At 49.5% G+C, this 23620-nt stretch carries 29 protein-coding genes; 18 read left to right on the forward strand and 11 right to left on the reverse strand.

Going from position 1 to position 23620, the window contains the following annotated elements; translation table 11 throughout:
* Positions 1–61: 61 nt before the first annotated feature.
* The 3 genes from ACJ8IP_RS13625 to deoC all read right to left on the reverse strand — a co-directional run bounded on the left by ACJ8IP_RS13625 (position 62) and on the right by deoC (position 3940).
* Positions 62–1360, reverse strand: coding sequence for an HAAAP family serine/threonine permease (locus ACJ8IP_RS13625; protein ID WP_033650641.1), 1299 nt, complete (start codon positions 1358–1360; stop codon positions 62–64).
* A gap of 981 nt (positions 1361–2341) precedes the next feature.
* Positions 2342–3106: a DNA-binding transcriptional repressor DeoR gene (gene deoR / locus ACJ8IP_RS13630; protein ID WP_042784074.1), complete on the reverse strand. Its 765-nt coding sequence runs from the start codon at positions 3104–3106 to the stop codon at positions 2342–2344.
* A gap of 153 nt (positions 3107–3259) precedes the next feature.
* Positions 3260–3940: a deoxyribose-phosphate aldolase gene (deoC, locus tag ACJ8IP_RS13635; RefSeq protein WP_442524427.1), complete on the reverse strand. Its 681-nt coding sequence runs from the start codon at positions 3938–3940 to the stop codon at positions 3260–3262.
* Between the two features lie 217 nt (positions 3941–4157).
* Here deoC and ACJ8IP_RS13640 point away from each other — a divergent pair, with 217 nt between their 5' ends.
* Complete coding sequence (locus ACJ8IP_RS13640; RefSeq protein ID WP_033642511.1) at positions 4158–4991, forward strand: hypothetical protein; 834 nt, start codon at positions 4158–4160, stop codon at positions 4989–4991.
* 39 nt (positions 4992–5030) lie between these two features.
* Here the strand turns inward: ACJ8IP_RS13640 and ybjG are convergent, their stop codons facing one another.
* Both ybjG and ACJ8IP_RS13650 read right to left on the reverse strand, forming a co-directional pair.
* Entirely contained in the window at positions 5031–5636 is a 606-nt protein-coding gene (gene ybjG / locus ACJ8IP_RS13645; RefSeq protein ID WP_033642512.1) for an undecaprenyl-diphosphate phosphatase, read from the reverse strand.
* A 5-nt stretch (positions 5637–5641) separates the two neighbouring features.
* Complete coding sequence (locus ACJ8IP_RS13650; RefSeq protein WP_047024962.1) at positions 5642–6376, reverse strand: phosphatase PAP2 family protein; 735 nt, start codon at positions 6374–6376, stop codon at positions 5642–5644.
* Positions 6377–6667: 291 nt separating this feature from the next.
* Between ACJ8IP_RS13650 and eco the strand changes: the two genes are divergently transcribed.
* The 3 genes from eco (at position 6668) to ACJ8IP_RS13665 (ending at position 9847) form a co-directional block, all read left to right on the forward strand.
* Positions 6668–7180, forward strand: coding sequence for a serine protease inhibitor ecotin (gene eco, locus ACJ8IP_RS13655; protein WP_033642514.1), 513 nt, complete (start codon positions 6668–6670; stop codon positions 7178–7180).
* Positions 7181–7595: 415 nt separating this feature from the next.
* A complete protein-coding gene (locus ACJ8IP_RS13660; RefSeq protein ID WP_442524428.1) occupies positions 7596–9077 on the forward strand; it encodes a phospholipase in 1482 nt (493 codons plus the stop codon).
* On the forward strand, positions 9074–9847 hold the full coding sequence (locus ACJ8IP_RS13665) for an ankyrin repeat domain-containing protein (RefSeq protein WP_108680382.1): 774 nt from the start codon (positions 9074–9076) through the stop codon (positions 9845–9847). Before ACJ8IP_RS13660 ends, ACJ8IP_RS13665 begins: the two co-directional genes overlap by 4 nt.
* Before the next feature lie 364 nt (positions 9848–10211).
* Here ACJ8IP_RS13665 and ACJ8IP_RS13670 read toward each other — a convergent pair whose 3' ends face one another.
* From ACJ8IP_RS13670 to ACJ8IP_RS13680, 3 genes are all read right to left on the reverse strand, one after another.
* Positions 10212–11246, reverse strand: a complete 1035-nt coding sequence (locus ACJ8IP_RS13670; protein WP_163964832.1) for a phage integrase — start codon at positions 11244–11246, stop codon at positions 10212–10214.
* Positions 11247–11329: 83 nt separating this feature from the next.
* Complete coding sequence (locus tag ACJ8IP_RS13675) at positions 11330–12847, reverse strand: P-loop NTPase fold protein (protein ID WP_163965956.1); 1518 nt, start codon at positions 12845–12847, stop codon at positions 11330–11332.
* Positions 12848–12910: 63 nt separating this feature from the next.
* A complete protein-coding gene (locus ACJ8IP_RS13680; RefSeq protein ID WP_128868856.1) occupies positions 12911–13510 on the reverse strand; it encodes a phage repressor protein CI in 600 nt (199 codons plus the stop codon).
* Between the two features lie 113 nt (positions 13511–13623).
* Here ACJ8IP_RS13680 and ACJ8IP_RS13685 point away from each other — a divergent pair, with 113 nt between their 5' ends.
* Genes ACJ8IP_RS13685 through ACJ8IP_RS13695 form a run of 3 tightly spaced genes read left to right on the forward strand, consistent with a single transcriptional unit; the run spans position 13624 to position 14608 of the window.
* Positions 13624–13854 carry a regulator gene (locus tag ACJ8IP_RS13685; protein ID WP_102984952.1) on the forward strand — a complete coding sequence of 77 codons (231 nt, stop codon included), beginning with the start codon at positions 13624–13626 and terminating at the stop codon, positions 13852–13854.
* Between the two features lie 29 nt (positions 13855–13883).
* The gene (locus tag ACJ8IP_RS13690; RefSeq protein WP_102984951.1) at positions 13884–14393 is read left to right on the forward strand and encodes a phage regulatory CII family protein; all 510 of its coding nucleotides are present in this window, start codon (positions 13884–13886) and stop codon (positions 14391–14393) included.
* A 17-nt stretch (positions 14394–14410) separates the two neighbouring features.
* Positions 14411–14608, forward strand: a complete 198-nt coding sequence (locus ACJ8IP_RS13695) for a hypothetical protein (RefSeq protein ID WP_060387500.1) — start codon at positions 14411–14413, stop codon at positions 14606–14608.
* Positions 14609–14639: 31 nt separating this feature from the next.
* On the opposite strand, the gene ACJ8IP_RS13700 is transcribed toward ACJ8IP_RS13695, so the two are convergent.
* Positions 14640–14828, reverse strand: coding sequence for a hypothetical protein (locus tag ACJ8IP_RS13700; protein WP_102984950.1), 189 nt, complete (start codon positions 14826–14828; stop codon positions 14640–14642).
* Between the two features lie 146 nt (positions 14829–14974).
* Between ACJ8IP_RS13700 and ACJ8IP_RS13705 the strand changes: the two genes are divergently transcribed.
* The 8 genes from ACJ8IP_RS13705 to ACJ8IP_RS13740 all read left to right on the forward strand — a co-directional run bounded on the left by ACJ8IP_RS13705 (position 14975) and on the right by ACJ8IP_RS13740 (position 19175).
* Positions 14975–15154 carry a phage filamentation protein Fil family protein gene (locus ACJ8IP_RS13705; RefSeq protein WP_128868857.1) on the forward strand — a complete coding sequence of 60 codons (180 nt, stop codon included), beginning with the start codon at positions 14975–14977 and terminating at the stop codon, positions 15152–15154.
* 11 nt (positions 15155–15165) lie between these two features.
* Positions 15166–15468, forward strand: coding sequence for a hypothetical protein (locus ACJ8IP_RS13710; protein ID WP_128868858.1), 303 nt, complete (start codon positions 15166–15168; stop codon positions 15466–15468).
* Positions 15469–15532: 64 nt separating this feature from the next.
* The gene (locus ACJ8IP_RS13715) at positions 15533–15826 is read left to right on the forward strand and encodes a DUF2732 family protein (RefSeq protein WP_033649030.1); all 294 of its coding nucleotides are present in this window, start codon (positions 15533–15535) and stop codon (positions 15824–15826) included.
* A complete protein-coding gene (locus ACJ8IP_RS13720) occupies positions 15826–16050 on the forward strand; it encodes a TraR/DksA C4-type zinc finger protein (RefSeq protein WP_033639330.1) in 225 nt (74 codons plus the stop codon). The genes ACJ8IP_RS13715 and ACJ8IP_RS13720 overlap by 1 nt, the downstream gene beginning before the upstream one ends.
* Positions 16051–16172: 122 nt before the next feature.
* Positions 16173–16454, forward strand: a complete 282-nt coding sequence (locus ACJ8IP_RS13725; RefSeq protein ID WP_117287275.1) for a DUF5405 family protein — start codon at positions 16173–16175, stop codon at positions 16452–16454.
* Positions 16451–18667 carry a replication endonuclease gene (locus tag ACJ8IP_RS13730; RefSeq protein ID WP_163964835.1) on the forward strand — a complete coding sequence of 739 codons (2217 nt, stop codon included), beginning with the start codon at positions 16451–16453 and terminating at the stop codon, positions 18665–18667. The genes ACJ8IP_RS13725 and ACJ8IP_RS13730 overlap by 4 nt, the downstream gene beginning before the upstream one ends.
* Before the next feature lie 80 nt (positions 18668–18747).
* Positions 18748–18930, forward strand: a complete 183-nt coding sequence (locus ACJ8IP_RS13735) for a hypothetical protein (RefSeq protein WP_102780101.1) — start codon at positions 18748–18750, stop codon at positions 18928–18930.
* A gap of 47 nt (positions 18931–18977) precedes the next feature.
* On the forward strand, positions 18978–19175 hold the full coding sequence (locus tag ACJ8IP_RS13740; protein ID WP_060442994.1) for a hypothetical protein: 198 nt from the start codon (positions 18978–18980) through the stop codon (positions 19173–19175).
* A 100-nt stretch (positions 19176–19275) separates the two neighbouring features.
* Here the strand turns inward: ACJ8IP_RS13740 and ACJ8IP_RS13745 are convergent, their stop codons facing one another.
* A complete protein-coding gene (locus tag ACJ8IP_RS13745) occupies positions 19276–20172 on the reverse strand; it encodes a LysR family transcriptional regulator (RefSeq protein WP_076740541.1) in 897 nt (298 codons plus the stop codon).
* Positions 20173–20301: 129 nt separating this feature from the next.
* Here ACJ8IP_RS13745 and ACJ8IP_RS13750 point away from each other — a divergent pair, with 129 nt between their 5' ends.
* Positions 20302–20874 carry a flavin reductase family protein gene (locus tag ACJ8IP_RS13750; RefSeq protein ID WP_076740403.1) on the forward strand — a complete coding sequence of 191 codons (573 nt, stop codon included), beginning with the start codon at positions 20302–20304 and terminating at the stop codon, positions 20872–20874.
* A gap of 246 nt (positions 20875–21120) precedes the next feature.
* On the opposite strand, the gene ACJ8IP_RS13755 is transcribed toward ACJ8IP_RS13750, so the two are convergent.
* Positions 21121–21660, reverse strand: coding sequence for a GNAT family N-acetyltransferase (locus tag ACJ8IP_RS13755; RefSeq protein WP_128868859.1), 540 nt, complete (start codon positions 21658–21660; stop codon positions 21121–21123).
* An 839-nt stretch (positions 21661–22499) separates the two neighbouring features.
* Between ACJ8IP_RS13755 and ACJ8IP_RS13760 the strand changes: the two genes are divergently transcribed.
* The gene (locus ACJ8IP_RS13760) at positions 22500–22844 is read left to right on the forward strand and encodes a type II toxin-antitoxin system HicB family antitoxin (RefSeq protein WP_239058470.1); all 345 of its coding nucleotides are present in this window, start codon (positions 22500–22502) and stop codon (positions 22842–22844) included.
* A gap of 54 nt (positions 22845–22898) precedes the next feature.
* Positions 22899–23594 carry a DUF4145 domain-containing protein gene (locus ACJ8IP_RS13765; protein WP_128868861.1) on the forward strand — a complete coding sequence of 232 codons (696 nt, stop codon included), beginning with the start codon at positions 22899–22901 and terminating at the stop codon, positions 23592–23594.
* Positions 23595–23620 lie beyond the last annotated feature (26 nt).

Here is a 23620-nt window from a genome sequence, read left to right on the forward strand (position 1 = left end):
GAATACGGGAAATGGGGGAGTGCGGGAGGGCCGGCGCGCAAGCGGCGCCGGCCGGGCGTGATTAGCCGAGCAGGCTGAACACGATGGCAGAGATGGCGATCAGACCCATCACAACCACGAACACGTTGCTGATGTGGCCGCTGTACTTGCGCATGGCAGGCACTTTACGGATGGCGTACATCGGCATCAGGAACAGCAGCATGGCGATGATTGGGCCACCCAGGGTTTCGATCATGCCCAGGATGCTTGGGTTCAGGGTGGCGACGATCCAGGTGGTCACCAGCATGAAGATAGCGGTCATGCGGTTCAACTTGGCGGTGCTGACGGTTTTGCCGCGGCTTTTCATCGACTTGGCGACCAGGCCGTTGAAGCCTTCACGGGCGCCCAGGTAGTGGCCCAGGAACGATTTGGTGATGGCGACGAAGGCGATAACCGGCGCGATGTACTCGATCATCGGGTTGTTAAAGTGGTTGGCCAGGTAAGACAGAATCGAGATGTTCTGCGCCTTGGCTTCCGCCAGGTTTTCCGGTGTCAGGCTCAGCACGCAGCTGAACACGAAGAACATCACGGTCAGCACCATCATGATGTGTGCATAAGCCAGAATGCGGGAGCATTTCTTCTCGGCGTCTGCGCCGTACTCTTCGCGTTTGGCGACGGCGAAGGCGGAGATGATCGGCGAGTGGTTGAAGGAGAACACCATCACCGGGATTGCCAGCCACAGGGTCATGATCAGGCCGTGACCCATGCCGGTACCGCTGCCGGACAGCGACACGTTTTCGAAGATGGCGCCGGTCCAGTTAGGGATCAGGTATACCGCCAGCAGCATCAGCACCGCCACAAACGGGAAGACCAGGATGCTCATGGTTTTCACGATGGCCTGCTCACCGAAGCGCACGATGGTCATCAGGCCGACGATCAGGATCAGCGACAGGATGGCGCGCGGCGGCGACGTCATGCCCAACTGGTGGGTAATGAAGCTGTCGACGGTGTTGGTGATCGCCACGCTGTAAACCAACAGAATCGGGTAGATGGCGAAGAAGTACAGCAGAGTAATCAGTTTACCGGCGGTGATGCCGAAGTGCTCTTCTACCACGGCGGTGATGTCTTCACCGGGATTTTTACCGGACAGAACGAAACGGCACAGGCCGCGGTGGGCAAAGAAGGTCATCGGGAAAGCGATGATGGCCATGATGATCAAAGGAATCAAACCGCCGATGCCGGCGTTGATTGGCAAGAACAGGACGCCTGCGCCGATGGCGGTGCCGTACAGGCCCAACATCCACATGGTATCCGTTTTACGCCAGGTAGTGCTGGAACCCGAAGCCGCAGAGGCAATTGTGCCGGTCTGTGTAGTGTCCATAAATATCTCCGAAGTGAACACGAATTTAAAATTAAAAGGCAAAACTTAAGGTTAAACCGTCAAACGTCCTATTCAGGCAACGCTTGCGGTAAGAATCAGGTGTTGCTTGCGGGGATGTTTTGGCGTCCCCCTGGTTGTTTATTGTGTTCATTACCACAGGCACAGCGCCGGGTAATTCACCAAAGACTTTTCACCGCCACGGGGTGATAAAAGTCGTTACCGCTGCCGACAGGTCTTTGCCTGTCGATTTTTGTTGGCGGCAAGATAACGATTTACAGTAGAAACAACCGTGATCCTGCTCTCAAATGCGTAATATGTGCAGTTATCTGCTTTTTTATCGATTTTTCGCGCATTTGTTGCACATTTGTGTAAGATTTTGTGCTGAGAACGCTCTCATAAAAATTTCTGCGATTATGCGGCTTGTACAATAATTAGCCGGATAAAGCGCTGTGCTCAGCAGCAAGCCGAGCAATATATTTTATGCGTGGTTTTGGATCTAGCTAAAAACCCGGATTAAGCAGTTTTAGTGACGTAGATCACATTGTATTTTTAAGTCAAATGAGCAGTATTGATTTGTTTTTAAAGGATTTTAATTGAAAAACACCGCTAGTAACGAAGGGAAATTACTTACGTGGTTAGCGGATAAAAATGCGTAACCATTCATCATATAAATAACAGATAGCTAACAGGTATTGGCGAGATTTGCTGCAATAGCCTAACCGGCCGTTTATTTAAACATCCCGGTCTTTGGCGCGATTTATCATATAAAAGCCATAAATAGTCGTTAATTCATCCAGCCGAAGGCGGGTTTGACCAGAGAGAAAATAATCACTCGGGTGACCTGTTGCATTTTATTAACCTGATGTTGCGTGAGGATAAGCGAAAAATGCGTATCGATTGCGCATTATTTGTTCATCGCGGGCCGTGGGAAAAGAGAGATTTCAGCGGCGCGCCGTCGTTTCCGACGGCGCTGAAGGGGGATCAATAGCGGGTAGCGATGGCGTTATCGTTGAAGAACGCCATGAAGTCGGCGTCCGGCTGGCGATCGGTGATCACCCGATCGAACTGCGTCAGCGGGCCGATACAGGCCGGCTTGATTTTGCCGAACTTGCTGTGATCCGCCACCAGGATCTTTTGCTGCGCCATCGCCATTGCGCGATGCTTCATCTCCAGCTCGTCGAAGTTGAAGCAGGTGGCGCCGTGCCGCAGGCTGAGACCGGCGGCGGAGATAAAGGCGATGTTCGGGCAGATGTGATCGAGCTCATTGCGGCCGCCGACGCTGGAAAAGATGTAGTTGTTCGGTTTGAACTCGCCGCCGCACAGGATCACCTTGCAATTCGGTTTGTCTTGCAGGGCCAGGAAGGTGTTCAGCGAATGGCACACGGCGGTGAAGGTCAGTTCGTCGGCAATGGCGTCGATGATCGTCGGGGTAGTGGTCCCGCAGTCGAAAAACACCGTGTCGTTTTCATTAATCAACGGCGCCGCCAGCAGGCCGATGCGCCGTTTCTCCGTGACCTGTTTGGCTTTTTGATCGGAAACGAAGTAGTTGGTTACGCCGTTGCTGCGCGGATCGGTCACCACATAGCCGCCGAGCAGCACCACCGCCGCCGGCTCGGCGCTCAGATCGCGGCGAATGGTCATCTCCGAGACCCCCAGCAGCGCGGCGGCTTCTTTCAGGTGGATCTTGTCAGCGCGTTTTAACGCCTGAACTAACCGGTTGATACGTTCTTCGCGCCGCGTTTCCATAGATCCGTCTTCCCACAGGTAGTAGAGGTAAAAAAGCGTGCCGCCGTTTCCGGCGCTAAACACAACGATGCGGGGCAATATCGGGCCGCATCGGCCGCCCGTATTGTCCCGCATCGGAGTGTATTGGCTGCGCCCGTCAAGGCGCGCCGACGATCAGTAGCTGCCAGCCGCCGCCTGCGCGCCGGATACGATGGCAACGCCGGAGCTGGTGCCGATACGCGTGGCGCCGGCTTTGATCATCTTCTCGGCGGTGGCGCGATCGCGCACGGCGCCGGAAGCTTTCACGCCCATTTCGCTGCCCACCGACTCGCGCATCAGTTTGACGTGCTCTTCCCGAGCGCCGCCGGTGCTGAAGCCGGTGGAGGTTTTAACGAAGGCGACATCGAGTTCGCGACACATTTCACAAACCTGGACGATCTGCGCATCGCTGAGCAGGCAGGTTTCCAATATTACCTTCAACGGGATCGCCGCGCAAACCTCGCGCACGGCGGCGATGTCGGCTTTCACTTCGTCCAGCAGGCCGCTTTTCAGCCAGCCGACGTTGATCACCATATCGATCTCTTGCGCGCCGGCGGCGATCGCCGCTTTGGCTTCAAAGGCTTTGGCGACGGTCAGGCCGGCGCCCAGCGGGAAACCGATCACCGAGCAGACTTTCACGGTGCTTTCCTGCAGCAGCTGGGCTGCCAACGGCACGTAGCCGGAGTTGACGCACACCGCATAGAAGTTGTGCTGCTGGGCTTCTTCGCACAGTTTGGCGATCTGCATTTCGGTGGCGTCCATGGCCAGCAGGGTGTGGTCGACATAGCGGGCGTAATCGATGTTTTCGGAGGTCATCGCGGTTCCTTAATGAAGTTGAGAAAAGAGCGTTGATAGAGGATGTGAAAATAATAACATTACAATGCGGGTAAACCTAGCGGGATTTGAAAAATGTCGACGAGATCATAGTTATCTCACTGTTATATGTATAACTTAGGGGAGGTTTATTTGTTATTTAAATAACATTTTCAGCGGCCGCTCGCGGCCTGCGCGGGCGAAATGTCGAGGGAAAACGATGAAAATCAACATTGATCTGGTTCCTGCCGCGTTCGGGGCGCATCGGCAGGCGCTGTTCCGCAATGCGGATTTCGCGGTGAGCGCCCATCGCTGCGCAGAGCGCGGGCCAATGCTGACGCTGGCGAATCGGCGCGGGGCACTGACGGTCTTGCCGTATCAGGGCCTGGCGATTTGGGATGCTGAATTTGACGGTTACTCATTGAAATCGGGCCGCCGCAGCGGGCGGGGCGCCGGAAGAAAGCGCGATGATGTCGCCGCGTTCTGCCCCGCCTGGCCGAGTCACGACGGCGCATCGCTCCAGATGCAACGCGTGTGGCTGCAGCTGGCGGGCGACGAGCTGACGTTGCAGGGCGAAGGCGAGCGGTTGGGCGAGGGATGGCGCATCGGCCCGGCGCTGCGTTTGGCGGCGCAGAGCGCGCAGTTCGCCATTGAGATGAAAGTCACCAATCTGGCCGATCGGCCGCAGCCGCTGCGCTATGTGTGCCGCCTCAACTACGATTGCATTCCCGACGCGGTATTCCGCCAAAACTTGCCGACGCCGGCGCTGTTGGGGGAGGCGCTCGGGCAGGAACTGCTGTGTTCCGAGGATCTGTCTCGCTACGTGGACCGAGCCGAATTCTTTATGCTGGCGCCGCAAGGCCGGCGCTATGTAACGCGTTTCGCCACCGGGCAATTCAACTATGGTCTCCGGCGCATCGCCGTTCAGGGCAACCGGCAGTTGCTTTCCTTTATCCAGCCGGCAAACTGCCGCCCGAATGCGCCAGAGGGTGAGGGAGTGATGCTGGGAGCGGGAAAAACGCGGGCGTTCTGCGTGACCACCGGCGTGGTGTGAAATAAGCAGGGGCGGTAACGCCCCTGTCATGTTGTGCAGTTACTCTTTCACCCAACCGCGGCGAATGGCGAAGGCGAACAGGAAACGATACAGGCGCGACAGCCTGTCGGCGATGACATCGCCGAACAGATTCCACACCAGTTGGGCGAACAGGCAGCCCACCAGACCGAGCAGGAAACCGCCGACCATATCCAGCGGCCAGTGCACGCCGAGGTAAACGCGTGACCAGGCGATGCCGACGGCGACGATCATCAGCAGCACGCCGGACCAAACGCGGTGCCAGAACAGGAACGCCAGCGCGAAGGTAAAGATGGCGGTGCCGTGATCGCTCGGGAACGAGCTGTCCGGCGCGTGTGGCAGGAAGGTATAACCGACGCCGGCGACGAACGGGCGCTCATGCGGCAACAGCGCGCCGATAGCGGAAGCGGCAAGCATGGCGAACAGCAGCGCGATAGTGGTTTTCGCTACCACCTGGCGTTGCGAAACCAGCTGGCTTTGCGGCCCCCACAGCCAAAGACCGACGATCAGCAGCGGCACGATGATGATCAGATCGCGCGCCAAAAAGGTGGCGAAATCGATCATCCATTCGGGAGACGCCGGAGTCGCATTGATCCAGGCGAAAAGAAAATGGTTCAACTGTTCCATAACCGTTACCTCGTCTTGCGGCGCCAATAGCCGCTAACCGTCCAATAAATAGCCAACTGGCTTAACCAAACCCACCAACCCGCCCACAGGTTATGGGTAAGAAAATGTGCGCCGCGCATGATCTGACCAAAGCCCATCACCATGCCAAGCGCGATGCCGCCGCACCAACACCACCAGGCGAGGCGCGGGCGCTGCGGATAAAACAGGAAAAACAACGCCATCACCGCGAAACCGCTCGAGGCGTGCCCGCCGGGGAAACAGCGGCCGGGGCCCGGCAGCGCCGGTACCGCGCCGAATAGCGGGAAAGACATCGCTTTGCCGCCGTACTCAATCAGATCCCACGGGCAGGAGTGCGCGCTGGTGGCTTTGAGAATGCCCACCACCAGCGGGCCGATGCCAATCAGCAGCATGGTCACGATCAGGCGCGCGCTGCGGCGATAGATGCCCCAAAACAGCGTCAGCACCGCCCCTACGATCACTATCTGCTTCAACAGGCGGTGATTGATCAGATCCAGCCAATAATTGTTTTGCCACGGGAAATGCCCGCTGGCGGCATCGTACCAATAGTTGCTGATCGCCCAATCCAGCTGTTCGTTGCGGGAGAGCCACAGAAACACCAGACCGCTGATCAGCAGGCCAAAAACCTGCCAACGGTAAAAGGATGTCGACAGGGAGTAAAGGGCGGTTGTCTTAATTTGCGGTGTCGTTGAGGATTGATTTAATGACGATTCTGGATTCACGCGCAGGCTCGGTGACAGGATTGAATGACGTCACTGTAATAATTCTGTCTTAAGAAAACCTTAGTCCGCCGGCAAGAAAATCCTATCTGATACACCCGCTTGTGCGAAGGTAATCGCTTGTTTTTCTCGTCTTAACCCGAGGGTGTGCTGGCTAATTGCTCCGGTTAACGGTTTATATCAGGCGATTGTCACTATTGATCGCCTATTGTAAAGAGGATTAAACCTATGGCAGGCTTGGCGGTAGTGTATTAGTTTATAGTCGGATTATTTGACAAAGTGTAGGGATAAAACATGAACAAGGCATCCGTTGTATTTTCCGGCCTGCTGATGGCCGTTTCCGCTGGCGCTATGGCGGCGACCTCTGGCGATGACGCAGACATGAGCAAACAGCCGCTGGAAAAAGTCGCGCCTTACCCGAAAGCCGAGAAGGGCATGAATCGCCAGGTGATCTACCTGCCGAAGCAAGAGCACGAAGAGAACTACAAGGTAGAACTGCTGATCGGCAAGACGCTGGAAGTGGACTGCAACCGCCATATGATTGGCGGCACGCTGGAGACCAAAACCCTGTCCGGCTGGGGTTACGACTACCTGGTGCTGGAGAAGCTGTCTGAACCGGCCTCGACCATGATGGCCTGCCCGGACAATACCAAGACCAAGAAATTCATCGCTGCCAACCTGGGCGACGCCGCGATGCAGCGCTACAACAGCCGCCTGCCGATCGTGGTGTATGCGCCGAAAGACGCGGAAGTGAAATACCGCATCTGGAAAGCCGAAGACACCGTAAGCCAGGCTGAGCAGAAATAACCGCCGCCTGACGCCGCTCCGCTGGCCATTCCCGGTTGGCGGAGCCTTTCTCCTTCCTGTCTCCTTATCATTCCCGCATCTTTGACACTCGACTGATTGCTGTCGGACGTGGCTTTTAGGCGCGACATGGCAACGAAATACGCAAGCCAATACCTCTTCACAAATGCACAGGAAGCACGCAGCTGCATGGATGGGAGAGGATGCGCGCGTATAGAAATAGAGCAAAGAAATCTTTACTGAAGTGTGATAATTTTGCGCATGCCCTATTAATGGAATGACACAGAAGATAAGGATATCCAATGCGTTATCGTTCACTAACGCTCGACGAGCCCTGTAACAGCCGCACACCTGGCGAGTTGCTTGATGATGGTGCGCCTGTGCCGACCACGGAACCCTGCGAGTGGGCCGGCACCGTATGAAACTGATTCATTTCTCCTCTGAACACACGGCGCCGGAAAGCTTTTCCAGGATACTTAACCCGACAGCAGCGCGGCATGAGCTGGAACGGCATTATTTGTTCGGCGGCGCGGCCGGCATATCGATAAGCAGCCGGTATCCGATTACCCGCAATACTCAATCCGGGATTGGCGTCACCGGTTATCGTGAGGACGTGGCTATGAAGCGCAGCGTACTCGATGAGATCAACCGGGGCGGCTTGCTGGCGATTGATCAGGGAATGGGCACCTGGACGCCGACGAAATATGCCTTTTACGTCGACGCGGAAGGCCGATTACAGCGCTACCCAGGCAGCTCTCTTCCCGCCTTTTATCCTACCGGGCGCGTGATCGCCCGCTATGAAGAAATGGTCAGCCGCTATGGCCACCGGGCAAAACCGACGGTGCTGCCGGCGAGGCAGAATACGACCCGGAATCCCCCTCTGCAGCAAGCCATTGCTACCGCAGTAGCAACCGTTGCCGCCACGGTGCAGGCCATCCGCCCAATGACCAAGGCAGAACGCTGGCAAGAACGCCAGTACCTGATAGGGCGAGGCAACCGCAGCATTTACCCGGATGCGCGCATGGCGGCACAGCGCCTGGCGGAGAACAACGTCGCGGTCGAAAAGGCGAAGTTGGCTGAGAATGTCTATAAGACCACTAACCCGCTCAAGGACACGATAGACATCCCTGAAGGCTGGAAGGATATCAGTAACAATGATGGGGCACTGGGTCGGCTAGGTTTGAGCAGTAACATGCTTTATGACAAACCAATGAATCCTGATTTTTTAGCCCGAGTTTATCAGCCAGACGAGAGTGTCTTTGGCAAGGCGATGAACCCGACGGTGGTGTTCCGCGGATCGCGCGCACCAGAATTCCCGGAGGGGATAAGCCACGCAGCCCAAAAAGCCTTATTAAGGGGGGACTTGTCAGGCGTTAAAAATCTCAGTGACTGGAAAAACAACGGTGCTCAAGGAATAGGACTTAATTCTGAATACTACAAAAAAGCGGTTGGTATTGGCGATAAAATTTCAAAAGTATCCAATATCGACGTTGCAGGTCATTCATTAGGAGGAGGTATGGCGTCCGCAGCCTCTATGGCCAGCGGCAAACCTGCTTGGACGTTTAATGCAGCAGGCCTGAATGCGGGAACCGTCGAAAAATACGGCGGCTCTATAATAGGCAGCGCCGATAATATTCAGGCGTATCGCGTAAAAGGAGAGCTGTTGACCAAGCTGCAGGAGGTTGATTTATGGGAGGATGCCAAAGACCTCAAATTTTATCCGCCTGCGGTGATGGCGAAAGAACGGTTGTCCATGTTGGCGCCTGACGCCGTGGGAGTAAAGCATACGCTTCCCGGTGGAACAGGTTCACTGCTGGATAAGCACGGTATAGACCAGGCGATACAATGCATTGAAAATGAGAAAGACGATGACATTGCCACAATCAAGGGACGAATATGAAAAAAATCATACTCATTATCACGATGCTAGTGTCTACGCTCATCATGCAGGGGTGCAAACAAGGTATGGATTTACAACCACAGGATTATTTTGACGGTCAGCAATTGGACATTGCCAAAGCCATTTATGATGGTGACAGGCCGCAGTTGGATAACTTATTGTCATCAGTAAACAAAGAGATCTTAAATCGTCCAGCTAAGGAAGAAATGACCTTATTGTTTTGGGCAATAAACAATGCCATCTATGACAAAACCACACCTGAAAGGCTGAAAATTATCACTGACTTGGTAAAAGCCGGAGCAGACCCTTTACAGCCTCAACCTAACACGCCGGGTAGTCCCGCTGAATTTGTTATGAAAGCGGATAAAGGCATCTGGATACAGGCTATGTTAGAGGGCGGACTCTCTCCAAATGCTAAGGATAAGGTTCATAATCAACCCATTATATTCAATAGCATCTTTGCAAAAAACACAGAGACATTAGAGGTCATGTTGGATTATGGCGCTGATATAAATATAAGAAATTCACTGGGTGATACGCTGCTCATCGATGCTTTAGATTATCACTCCTATGACCACGTCATTTTTCTATTAGAAAAAGGCGCCAATAGCGATATAAGAGGCAACTCAGGTTGGACGATGGGTAATCAACTGCAACGGCTGATTAATAGAAGTCAGGATGGCAGCGAGGCGAAAGCGTCTCTTGAGCGCATCAAAGACGAGCTAATTAAGCGTGGTGGGAAATGGCCGCCGGCTCCTGTCAGTCAATAAGCAAACCCGAAGTGGCGGGATGCTAAGATCAATCCAATTAGTGACCGACGGTACCGTTATGGCCAGTGGCGACGAGAGTGCTGTTGTTAAGTACCGTTTGTGACGCCATCTCTTTGAACAGTGGAGGACCCACAAGCAGCGTTTCTATGTTGAAACCTGCACATTGATAGGGATGCTGGCGTAAGCGACGCTCAGAGATAGGATGCTTTATGCCTGACGACGAGGCCGCGACAGCAGGTGTTGCGGGCTGCTTCAGGCAACAAAAAACCCGATTTTCTCACTACAAGAATAAAATCAATAAGTTATTTGTTTTATAAAGAGTTTTTATACCGATGAAGGTGGAGGAAATACGGGGATTGCCAACCTATGCCGCCACTTTGTCGCCACCTGGCATAGTCGCCAACGGATTGAATTGCAGGGCGGTTTCGAGGTGCTCCGGCGCAAGGTGAGCATAGCGCATTGTCATCTTAATATCATGATGGCCGAGGATGCGTTGCAATACCAGAATGTTGCCGCCAGACATCATAAAGTGCGCCGCAAAGGTATGACGTAACACATGGGTCAGTTGGCCTTTGGGCAACAGAATATTGGTGCTATCAATCGCCGCCATAAAACGAAAATAGCACTCGCTGAACAGTCGGCCATCACCCCGTGTTATCAACTTATCATACAGTGCTTTGCTGATCGGAACGCTGCGGTTCTTTTTGCCTTTGGTACGAATGAATGTGATTTTATGCGGTGTTATCTGTGACCGGGTTAGATTTTCTGCTTCTCGCCAACGAGCGCCAGTGCTGAGACACACCTCGACTACAAGCGGCAAATCAGAATCGCCTCTACTGCAGGCTGCTAACAACTCAGTGATTTGTGAGTGCGTCAGCCACGCCATTTCCTTTTCTGCGACGGTGAACTTGCGCATGTTCTCTAATGGATTGGGTTGGTTCCATTCGCCAAGCCTAGCCAACTCGCTGAACATACCGCTCAGATAGCTTTGCTCAAGATTGACGGTGACAGGTTCGGCACCGTTCTTCCACTTCTCGGAAAAGTAGATTTCACCGGACAAACGTTTATCACGATAATGCGCGAAGTCTTTAGCAGTGAAGGTAGTCGCGGGGGGATCACCTAGGGCTTCAATCACAAGGCATAGTTTTTTGTAGGTACGTTCGCCAGCAGTGAGAGATTGGCCATGCAGGTTATACCAAAGCTTGGCGATCTCACTCAGTTTACGACGATCCATTGCTTCGCCTAACCACGGCTTGTTATCTACCTGCTCCATGGTGAAGCGTTCAAACGCCAACGCTTCACCTTTGGTTGCGAACTGCTTACGTACCCTGCGGCCTTCACGGCCTGCAGGGTAGCATTCACATAACCATTTACCGGACGATTGTTTCCGAACTGCCATTGTAACCCCTCTTAAAAGTAGGGTATATTTAACTGTTTAAAATCACAGTGGTCAATGTTTGTTGTAAACACAACTTATAAAAATCATTCAAAAGATGTTGCAAGCTCTATAAAACTTAAATATCCGTCGATTGAATAAATTTCCATATTGCTGTCCAACTCTAATAAGACTCCGTAATGCATTGTTAGCTTGTCCATGTCGGATAATACATCTCCGAAAGTGAAATGCGAATTTTGTCCTGACTCTTTAACCGCCAGTCTATATAGAGGAAGTGAAGTGATAAATGATGTGAAACGTTTCATATAATCTTTAACATGCACGCTTATATTCGAAATCTTTAAGCTATTAATCCTGCTTGCATGAGTTCCTGAACGATAATAATCTTTTCCGATATTAGCTGCGCTGCAATCTAAAGTGAGATTAAGCTGTGCCATAGGAAGGCTTTTAATGCATGTGCTTTCATATATCAACTTGTCCACAGTAGTGTTTCCGACACTCTTTCCTAATATTTTTTGCAAAAGATCGTTATCTTTTTCATACATAATCATTAGAGCTATAAGGGCCAGGTAATCTATTTTTTTCTTGAAGCTGTTGCTCTGAATGAGATCAATGAATCTTTCAGTGTTTCTTATCGAGTCTCTAAGGTTTAAGCGGAATGCATTAAATATCTCTGAGATGTTTTTGGTTAATTGTTCAATGTTTGATGGCTTTGGGATTATGTTTTTTGTTAGTTCTATAAAGTCATCCTTTAATACTTCTTCAAATCTATGTTTAATTACTTCATGTATGTCTGGTGCTTTCAATGAGAATCTTCTATGGAAAAAACGACCTAAATAGTCATTGGCTCCAAAATCGTTACCATAAACATTTTTGATTGAATGCTGAAGTTGATTTGTGTCTGTTGCAATTACAAAAACAAATTTATCAATATTAAATATGTGCTTCACTATTTCTAGAAGAGATATAGCATAATTAGGCCTGCACCTATCTAACTCATCTATAAATATAAATATTGGTGATGAATATCCTTTTTGGAAGCTCAAATTCCCCCAGAAGGTAAGTTCTTTCTTTAGTTTTACAATCGCTTCAGATTTCTCTTTATGTTCAGAAAGCATTAACTCAGCGGCTGTCTTAGAAATATCTGACATGCTATCTATACCACCATATTCTTTCACTAAACCTGATAAGATGGCAGGGATAACTCCCTTAGTAAATCTGCCAATTGAGCTAAGTGACCTTATTAGTCTGACATCCAGCACCCCAGAATATTTCTCTATTTGGTTTATTATTGATGAGAATAGTGTAAGGAATGCATCATCTGAAAAATCTTGTTTCCATGCATCAATATATATACATGGATGTGATTCTTTAATTGAGCTATACATTCTTTTGATAAAGAATGTTTTTCCTGCACCCCACTCTGCATTTAAGTTTATTACGGTGTTATTCTCTCTTCCTTTTTCTCGAAGATAAAAATAGAGATATTCAGCATATTTTCTCCTCTCTAACTTGTCTGCGCAAAGGCTTTCTTCTTCGCCGTCAATAACTATTTTTATATCTTTTGACCAGTCCCAATCCATATCAAAATTCGTGTTCTTCATTTCATCTCGCTCTGGTTTGCCTTGATTGTATTCCATCGATACTAGTGACTTTTTGTTGTGAGATTAAATTGGCGTACAAACAGAGAGTATTCTTGCAATTGCATGTATCTCATCAGACTTACACTCAAATGAGTGCTTTTGGTCGGAGATTTTTAATCTATTCCCCGGAATTAGAACTATGTCTCTGATGCTTATGTTTCCATCAATGTCAATAAGCCAAGTGCCATCATAAATGTCTTCATAAGTTTGAGATGCAATATATTGAATTTTACCATCGATTATAACTAATGGTTTTTTTACTCCTTCGGGAAGAAAATTCTTATCCAGCAATAGAGTCTCACTGTCAAGAAGCTGGCGACCTAGCAGTTTTTTGGTCGGTACAGCAAGCGCCGATGGTGCTGTAATGATGTTTGGCTCATACATCTCACCTTGGCCATAAGTTAACCACCGCAATGATGCCCCTGTGTCCAAAGCACATTTCAGTACATACTCGGCAGGGAAAGAGTCTCGCACTTGACGGTTAGATAATGCGCTAGCTGTCACACCTAACGCATCGCATAAGGCAAGTTTTGTCTTGACCCCGTAGGCCTCAACCATCCTTTCGATAGCTGCTTTAGCACCCTGATTAAATCCCATACACCACCAAAACAAAGTAAATCTCATTGACTAATCCGAATCGGAGTATTAAATTTACCTCGAATCGGAGTTTTTGGCGTTGAACGCCATTAACCACCACTTAACGCGACCCGCCACAGGTCATCGGAGGATCTTGCACTATGCGTAAAAACATTTCAATCACGGTTCCTACGCCGCACGTAACCATAGAAAAATACTGTGAACTCACAGGGTTATCTAAGAATACTGTTGATGACATGCTCGCTGATGGGCGTTTGTCTTCATACCGTCACCGTTTGGGAACTGGTGCAAAACGAGAGAAAGTCCTTATCAATATGGTGAAGCTTACGCTTAATGCACTCTCGGAATGTGAATTTTCGCTAACGGTTTGAGATGTTGCCAGACGCAAAAGGGGAGAGGAATGTTTGATTTTGAAGTTTCAAAACATCCACATTTTGAGATGGCGTGTCGCCAGTTTGCTCTTCGGCAAAACCTTGTGCGCGTTGCTGAACAGATTGGAATGAAGCCGCAGATGCTCCGCAACAAGCTGAACCCAGAACAACCGCATCAGCTGAGTTGCACCGAATTGTTGGCAATCACTGATGCAACAGAAGATTCCAGCTTAGTAGATGCCTTGCTGGCACAGTTGAACTGTTTACCTTCAGTGCCAGTTAATGGGGCATGTGCTGGCAACATATCTACATACGCGTTGAAAGCAACAGCGGCAGTAGGTTCAGTTGCGGCGGCGGCGGTAGAAGGCGATCACAAAACGGCATCTCGTAAATCCGCTCTACTCGATAGCGTTAACACTGCGATTCGCCATTTGTCTCTAATCGGCCTGACTGTTCAAAATCGCATTCAATCCAATCCGGCTTTGGCCACAACCGTAGATGTTCTCGGTGGCCTGGGTGCCGTGGCTGGATTGGCTTGATAACGAAAGGAGAGGGCATGCGGGAAGTTAAAAAGAATCGTATTGAGGCGGCACTTAAAGGTCAAATTACAACTGCAAAGCAGCGCACTCGACTCTTAAGAGTAATGCAAAAATCTTTAGGCAAAGAAGTTAAAAAAATGGGGTTGAAAGGAGTCCCAATGGAGGAGATAAAGCAAGTGATCGATGCTTTTATATGTCTAGGTGAAATAAAATAGGGAGGCCATTTTCAGACCTCGTGGATAGTATTCAGAAAAACTCGAGAATAGATTTATGGGTTACGGGCATTTTTTCATTCAACTTGGCACCCAGCTCCATATGTAACTCTTTCAGCTCTTCAGCGTGTGAGCTGTTCTTAATTGGTTCCTCAATTTCGTCGAGCATTCTATTTAATTCGGAAAGTAAAGATTTAATAGTATTGATATCACTATCTGACATGCAATAACTCCGTTGTTGGTTGGTTGTTTTTGGCGATTCGATCCTACCACAGCAACCATGTGCCGGGCATGGCTAAAACCCGGTTTTCATTCTCAACTGCCTATATTGTGGACTGTTGCGAATGGATTAATTAGGAGGGAAAATATATGCCAATGTCTATAGCCCCGCTATTGAAGCAACAAAGCCCATCACGGCATTTTGAACACGGTTTTATTGAACTGCCGGGCGGCAAGCGCTGGCGCCCACGTCACGATCAGGTTGCCTTGCTGCTTGGCCTGTCAACGGCTAAGCCAGTTTCACCGCTGCGTCGTTTTTTCTGCCGTTAATTGGGTCTGTCATGTTGTTGGCTAGTGAAACACAAAAAGCGATCGGTATTAAGCGCATTTCACAGATTAAGCGTGAGCTGTTCCCGCATAAGCGGAATCAGGCGCAAGAGGCTTTTGATAAGTCGCCGGAACATATCCGCAGAACTGTTTGTTTTCATGCCGGGTTGAAAGAGCGGCATATAAGAATGAAGTTTGCAGAAATGAGTTATTCAGAGCGTAAACAAATCGTGTGGGCGCTGAATGACCTGATTGATTTATCAAAAACCTTACCGCGATTTATCAGTGATGATGATTGCGAATTAAACGTTAATTAACCGCATTGCGTAATTCTGGCGTTAACCCGCCGGGCATCGCTTTGTCTGAAATAAGGAATTTACGATGAAAGAATCTTTGCTTCTTACTCCAACTTTAACCAGCTCGGCAAATAACGCCTTTCAGCGTGGTGTTGTCGCTGGTACTTGCCGCGCGGTTTCTGCCTTAACAAATGAGTTTCAAGACTTGTTAGATAGCGCGCGTGTTGATGAACGAAAAAACCAATCTCAGGTAGCCGCTGCGCGTTTGGTTCGGCTGGCGGCTCACATCACCCAAGAGGGGTTAACAGCGGTCGAGGCTGTGGAGCTGTTGCGCCAAGAGGCTGAAGCCATCGAGCATCAAGCGCAGGAGCTGCACTAATGGCCGACTTGATGGACTACGAACAGGAGCGGCAAGCGCTGGTATTGGAGGCGCAGATTACCAATGCTCGCAAATCCTCAGCGCTGCCTTCTGCCTTTGTTTGCGAAGAATGTGATGCTCCGATTCCTGCCGCGCGTCGCGCAGCCGTTCCCGGCGTTGATACCTGCGTAAGCTGTCAGCAGATCCGCGAGACGCAAAGTCACCTTTACGCGGGGAAGGCATGACGGAGTTTTCTATTTTGTTCGGCCTGCTGGCGTTGCTGGCAGGTCATTTTATTGCGGCTGATTTGAGCGATTCAGAATTTGCACGCAGACCAGAAAACCAAAATTACGATTAAGGAAATAACATGGAAATTAAAATCGGCTCTGAGTTTGTTATCACCAGCGATAACCTGCAATTCATTCTTAATACGGTGAAGGTAGGGAAAACAGGAAAAAGCGAAGGTCAAGAACGTTACGAGGCGATCGGCTATTACCCTACGATTAACCAGCTTGTGAACGGCCTTATTCATCACAGCGTCCGTAATTCCAGTGTTAATAGCATTGCATCATTGGGCGCGGAGATAGGCCGCATTGGCAATTTGTGCCAAGAGGCTTTTGCTGCATGTGAGGCGGCGAAAGTTCAATGAGCCAAGCGGCTACCGCCTACGCTTACCCATGGAACGAACCGCGCCCGCCTGTTGCCGGGCCGGTAAGACCGCTTACCCGTGAGGAACTCGCTCAGGGGCAAGCTGTTTTAACCAATATTCGCCGCCTGCCGCGCTTCCTCAGCGCCATGTTCTTGATGCGTTACACCAACTTGTTAAAGAGCAAAGGGCTTCACGACGCCAACAAATGGCTGGTATTCCAGTTCGATCGCCGCATCTGGCCGCGCCTGCAAACGGTGAGCGCCAAGAACGCGATGAACCTCGCCGCGTCAATGCGGTTTTCTGCTGAAGTCGAAAACTTCGCAGCTCTGCCCGGTATGGATGATAAAGAGTTACGCCGCCTTGCTGATCGGGTGGCCGGTCAGCTTCTGCAGAGTTACGAAGATTACTGCGATGAGTTTGTGGCGGAGAACGGCGGCGACAATGCCGGGCTTTTCGAAGATGCCACCCAATCAGAATTTTATGGCCGCATTGCCGATATTGCGCGCGCTTTTAACATCACCCCGATGCACTGGCGCAAATACCGGAAAGGCAAACTGGATGCCCGGTCAGCGATTGCCAGTTTGTCACGGTTGGTTAATTCCGAGTGGTGGGAGCGCCAGTTGAAAGCCCAGCGCACGCAATGGCGCGAGGCGTTGTTGATCGCCGTCGGCAATGTGAACCGTGGGGCATCGTCCTACGCCAGTCGGCAGGCAATCCGCGATGTGAAAGCGCGCCGACAGTCCAATTTTGATTATATGAACAGCCGCGAACTTGAGAACGTCGAAACCGGCGAACGCTTCAGCCTCATCGACAAGGTGATGGCGAGCATCTCTAACCCGGAAATCCGTCGCAAGGAGTTAATGACGATGATTGCCGGTGTTGAGCAGGCCGCCGCTATCCGTGGTGATAAAGGGATGTTTATCACCCTCACCACCCCATCTAAATATCACCCGACGCGCGCCGTCGGCAAGAACAGCCCAAAGGTGCATTTTAACCATAAGTGGGACGATGAAGCCTACACGCCAAAAGACGGCCAGCGCTATCTTGTGAAGCTGTTTAGCAAGATCCGCACGGCGTTTAAAGATGCGGGCCTGCAGGTCTACGGCGTGCGCGTTGTCGAACCGCACCATGATGCGACGCCGCACTGGCATATGATGCTGTTTACCTCTAAAAAACAGCGCCAGCCGGTGATCGACATCATGCGCCGTTATGCCATGGCTGAAGATGGCGACGAGCGCGGCGCTGCTAAAAATCGTTTTGACTGTAAGCACCTGAACAGAGGCGGTGCGGCGGGCTATATCGCTAAATACATTGCAAAAAACATCGACGGCTATGCGCTGGAAGGGGAGCGCGATCATGAAACCGGCGAGCTGTTGACTGATACAGCTGCCGCCGTCACCGCCTGGGCGTCAACGTGGCGTATCCCTCAATTTCACTTTATCGGCCTGCCGTCGCGCGGGGCATGGCGTGAGTGTCGCAAGATCCGCTTTGTTAGTCTGGCCGATGAGTTTGACGAAAGGGTGGAAGCGGTGCGTGCTGCCGCCGACGCCGGTCTTTTTGCCGATTATATTTTGGCGCAGGGTGGCCCTAACGTTGCTCGCGATGATCAGACCGTGCGTGTGGCCCGCCGGGTTGCCGACGAACGCAACGCCTATGATGAAGAGGTGCAGAAAATCGCGGGGATTTTTGCCCCGCATATCGGCGCCGATCGCGTTTATGAAACCCGCACCACGCAATGGCGCATCGTCGCGAAAGCTGTTGCCGTTGAGCCTTTGACTTTGAAAAGCGCCTCCGGCGCGCCTCGGAGTCCTGTCAATAACTGTGGGTTGGTCGGCAGCGGTGGCGCCGAAAATGCGCAGGATGGGGGGCCTGTAGAGGCCGTGGCGGTGATGGAACATGCACCGGAAACCCAGATTGACTGGGAAGACATGACCGTTGCACGGTCTGTTATGACGCGTTTACGGGCAAATGCCCCGCAGATAAACAGGCAGCAAAGAGGAATTGACTCATATAAGCGTATAGAGCCTGCTGCATCGGCCAGATTGACCACTGCCGAGCGCGATCGCGTATCCAAAATTTACTCAGAGCTGGCACTACACGGCATCGAGCCGACGCGCTGGGAACTTGAGGCACTGGCGCGCGGCGCTAAAGTCAAATTTGGTGATATTTCAATGCACTATCCGGCGGTTAGCGATTGGGCGGGCTTCCAATAATTTCTTGCTCAATTAAATCCGATAAGCATATACTGTATATGCATACAGTAATTAAGCATCGGAGGGAAAGGGTGCAAGCAGTGGATGAAGTGGTTGTTTTAGAAAGAATTGAACTCATCGCCCGTCTGGGGGTTTGTTATGAGAGCCAAGCGAAAGACAAAGACATTGCACTGATATGGATTTCAGAACTGGCGGGGGAGATGAAAACCAGCATTGCCCCTGAAAAAGCAGAAGTGATCAGGCAGCTTGCCGCGATCTCTTAATCCATAGGTGACGTATGAGACGAGATTTAAACTTAGCCGGGGCGTTTATGGAGGCGCTGAACTTCAACGAGAACGGCAAGGGCCGCCGCATAAAGACCGTTGATTTCATTCACGCCGCAAACCGGCTCGGCACACACCTAACGCCTGAAGAGGCGAATTACTACATCAAGCACCAGTCCGGCCACGTTTTCAGGCTGATTGACGAGGGGCGTTATCAGCATAACACATATCTTTATCTGGGCTAAAAATTTTATTAGCTCAGACTTGATCTGATATTGTCACAGCACAGAGCTTAACCTAACGGGGCCGCTCTGTGCCAGAAACGGACGTTGCGCGGTACGTTAGTTATGATACGAAATGTTTGCGTAAAATTTTTTCTAATAGTGAAAAAATTACCGTAACCCTTTTTGGAGTAATCGTCTGATAAGGTCGATATAAATAAAATTGCCATTTCTCCTGTCGCAGTTCTGGCAGGGGTTTTATGAGTTGACCATTTGCTAAGTACTCTCTACAGATAAAATCGCTGGACTGTACAACCGTTTTGCCAGCCAAAGCGGCCTGAATTTCTACGTATGGGTCCGTAGTATAAAATTCAATATGACGAGGAGAAAAAGTATTCACCGCGTCACTCATAAATTCAAAGATTTTTTCCGTTTCAGGATTAAGTAAACCGCTGAATGGATAACGTTGCCGAAGATCTTCTAAATCCGTTGGTGCTCCTAGGCGCGCAACGAGTTCTGGGGATGCAACCAAAATATGTTCCACCTGCGTGATATTTTTAATGATAAAGTTTGGATTAGGTTCTCGTCCGACGCGTATACCTATATCGATACGATGCTCGACAGTATCAAGTTTCCTTATATCTAAACGCCAGTCGATAAATAATTCAGGATATGGGCGTAGCGCAGTCAATAGTTCATATAACACTTGTTCATGCTTTGGAAATCGAAGCGACGTGATACGGACAATGCCCTTCATTTCATTATCATCTTTCGCCGTCTGAAATAGTTTTTCCGAATCCTCTAGCAGTCGCCTGGCTTGAGGTAAAAAATGCTCGCCAAAACTTGTGAGAAAGATCGAGCGAGTATTGCGTCTGAAAAGAGGTTCATCAAGCTGTTTCTCCAGCTCAGCGATTGTTCGTGTTACAACCGATGGTGAAACCGAAAGCTTTATAGAGGCTTCGCGGAAGTTGAGGGTCTCAGCGGCGATGATAAAAAACTTCAGAGCATCAAGTTTGTTCATGATTGTTGTGAAAGTTGCAATAATGTTTTTTGATATTAGCAATTAATTTGCAATTATTCCAGACATATAATCAAATTATCAAACAAGTAACCTATCGTATCTTTTTATCAGAACTTAGAAGAGTAACTTATGGCAATACAACCCGTAGAATTAAACAAAGCCTATCGTTTATTGCAGGTCGGGCCAACGACGATGATATCGGCTAAAAATAATGGTATTGAAAATGTCATGGCAGCTGCCTGGGTGGGATTAGTAGGCAATAACAAAGTGATGGCCTTTATAGGCCCACAGGCATTTACACGCGGTCTTGTCGAAAGAAGTGGATATTACGTTGTCCAGATCCCAGTAGTAAATCAGATGGAAATGGTTTTATATGCGGGCGGTCACAGTTATTCTGACACACCCGATAAAAATAGTAAAATCCCACTTTTTTATCAGAAAGAGTTCGATCTGCCTTTAGTTGAAGGTTGCGCTGGCTGGCTAGTCTGTAAGGTTATACCCAATGAAGAAAATGAAAAGCAGCACAACTTGTTCATGGGTGAAATTGTCGGAGCATGGAGTGATGACCGCGTTTTCAGGAATGGGCACTGGATTTTTGATGATGCGCCTGATGAATTACGTACTGTCCATTACGTGGCTGGCGGACAGTTTTACGCCATTGGAAAAGGTACAAAATTTAATTATGGTCCGGGAAAAGACTAATCCTTACTTCTGTATAAGTGTAGCCATATAACATGGTTACATAGAGGTAGGAGAATAAAAATCAACCAGCTTAAGATGTCCGCTCCTCGCTCATAGCTGCCCTTGATCGTCGATCCGATCACTCCGTGCCAGGCGTAGTCGGGGTATTTTTACCTTTTACCTAGGAACCCAAGAGAAAGTGCCAGCACTCCCACACATTCGTTAGTTCCATTAACGAATGTGTGGGACAGAGCCCCCTCTTTTTCATCAAAGAGAAACATTCACATTCGAAACTTTATACAGAACATGTTCGGACAGGGGATCACTTTGATTCAAGGCGGGATGGAAAAAATGTCCCTGCTTATGCATTCCTAGCCGTTTCATCAAATTCTCCGATGGAGAGTTATGAATCGAGGTGAATGAAACAACCTCGTCGAGTTTCAGCATATTAAATGCGTAAGCGAGAGCAGCCTCAGCCGCTTCTTTTGCAATCCCTTTATGCCAGAAATTTTTACTTAACCGCCAGCCGATTTCTGTGCAAGGTGAAAAATCGAAACGGTCTGGTTGATGGGCCAAACCAACAAATCCAACAAACTCATTAGTTGCTTTTAACTCAGTAGCCCAAATCCCCCATCCGTGATTTAGTTCAATATCCTCTTTAAAGCGCCAAGCTAACTTATCACTTTCCTCGTAACTCAAGGTTGCAGGGAAATACTTCATAACTTCTGGGTCAGCATTTAGTTTAGCAAATGGCTCTAAATCACTTACTTTCCATTGTCGGAGGATCAGACGATTAGTCTCTAACATTAATTATGGTCCTTTCAAAATATTAATGCCTCATCCTAATTCCACGCCTAAACTAAAGCAATGGAAACAGTAAATCTTTTCTGCTGGTAAAGTAACGCGCAGAGCAGTTCAGCAGCTTTCTCTACGTTTCCACTAATACTTGGGCAGCGGTCAACGTCAGCTCTTCGCTCAGAGCGGACTTTTAGATTTGATTGTGTGCTGCTAGCTCAAGTCTAAGCTAAATACCCTATGCATGCATTAGATGCATGAATTTGCATGATGATCCGGTGTGAGTTTTATCCCCACAGCGCCAGCACTGGCGCGGATCGTGCCTGATCATGCAAGTGCATTAAAAGCGACACGTGAAGCGGGCAGGCGAGGCGGGGATAGCATTGCGCGCAAGCCGTGTTGAACCACTTTTAAAATGGCCGCTAGCAACCCGTCACGGCGATTTATCGCAATATTTGCACGAGGATAGGGTTTGATGTCGTGACGCTATGTTGCCGCTCTCAGGCGTTCACCGTTCAACGCATTACGTCGCCGAACTATGACACTAAAAAATGACACCATAGCATTCTTGTAATGGTGCCATAAGTGATACTATAAATCTAATGAACAAACGACACCAAAAAACGCTGTCAAATATGTTTTCCCGGCCTGTCAACGCTTCTAAAAAGTGGCCTGATATTGAGGCGATTTTTAACGCACTAGGGGCGGAGATTCACGAAAGGGAAGGTTTTAGGATCTCGGTGCTGTTGAAAGGTGGAAAAAGAGTTTTTCACCGGCCCCCCAGACCTAGCACTGACAACGGGGGAGGTTAACTCCATTCGGATCTGGTTGGATAGCTTAGGAATAAAAGCATGATGAACAATACACTGAAAATTGACGGCCATACGGCCGTCATCAACTTCGACCCTGAAATTGAAATGTTCCGGGGCGAGTTTCTCGGGTTGAACGGCGGTGCAGACTTCTACGCCTACAACGTGGACGAGCTGAAGAAAGAAGGCGCGATCTCACTCGCGGTCTTTCTCGATCAGTGCCAAAAAGACGGCATCGAGCCTTACAAAGCGTACAGCGGCAAAGTAACCACCCACCTGCCGCCGGAACTGCATCAGGCGTTAGCCCTTGCCACACAGGCCACCGGGCAATCGATTAATGAACTGCTAAATGAGGGTGTCGATCTAGTTATCGAGAAGCACTCTTAATATAATAGCTAGTCGGAGTAATATTCCGACTTAAAAACTTGGGGGATTTTGCATATGGCTGAGCTGGTTTATGAATGTCCGAGATGCGGCGTTCAAAGGGTAACTTTTAGAATTCGCGGAATTATTCCTGATAGAACAATACCTGATCAATATAATAAGTATGATTATTTTTGTGAGTGTGGCGTTTGTCATTCTGCTGTTGTGCTAAATATTCGCTTGAGAAATGATTTATTTTCTCGGCAATTATCATCTGATGAGGTGATAAAAAAGGCTGGGATGATTGACAATCACATAACAGTGCTGGGTTATTCAACTTCTGCAGATTACATTTATAAAAGACCACCGGAATTTTTACCCCCTGATATCGAAGCAGCATTTATTGAAGGGGCAAAGTGTATGAGTATTGGTTGCTATAATGCCGCTGCTACGATGTTTCGCTTGTGTTTAGATTTCGCTACTAAGTCTCTGTTACCAGAAGGTGAGGCTATTGGCTTAAATAATTCAACAAGAAGAAGTTTGGGTTTAAGGATGCAGTGGTTGTTCAAAAATGGTTTATTGCCAGACTCCTTAAAAGAACTCGCTGAATGTGTTAAGGATGATGGAAATGATGGCGCTCACCAGGGCGCTTTAGATAAAACGGCAGCTTTAGATTTGCAAGATTTTTCTGAAACACTTTTCGAAAGACTCTATACAGAAAAAGAAAAATTGAGGTTGGCTAAAGAGAGAAGAGAACAACGACACCAGATTTAAAAAAAGCCGCCAATTACTGGCGGCTT

Origin of the sequence: Serratia sp. CY52157 (genome assembly GCF_052168495.1) — a bacterium.
Lineage (GTDB): Bacteria > Pseudomonadota > Gammaproteobacteria > Enterobacterales > Enterobacteriaceae > Serratia > Serratia ureilytica.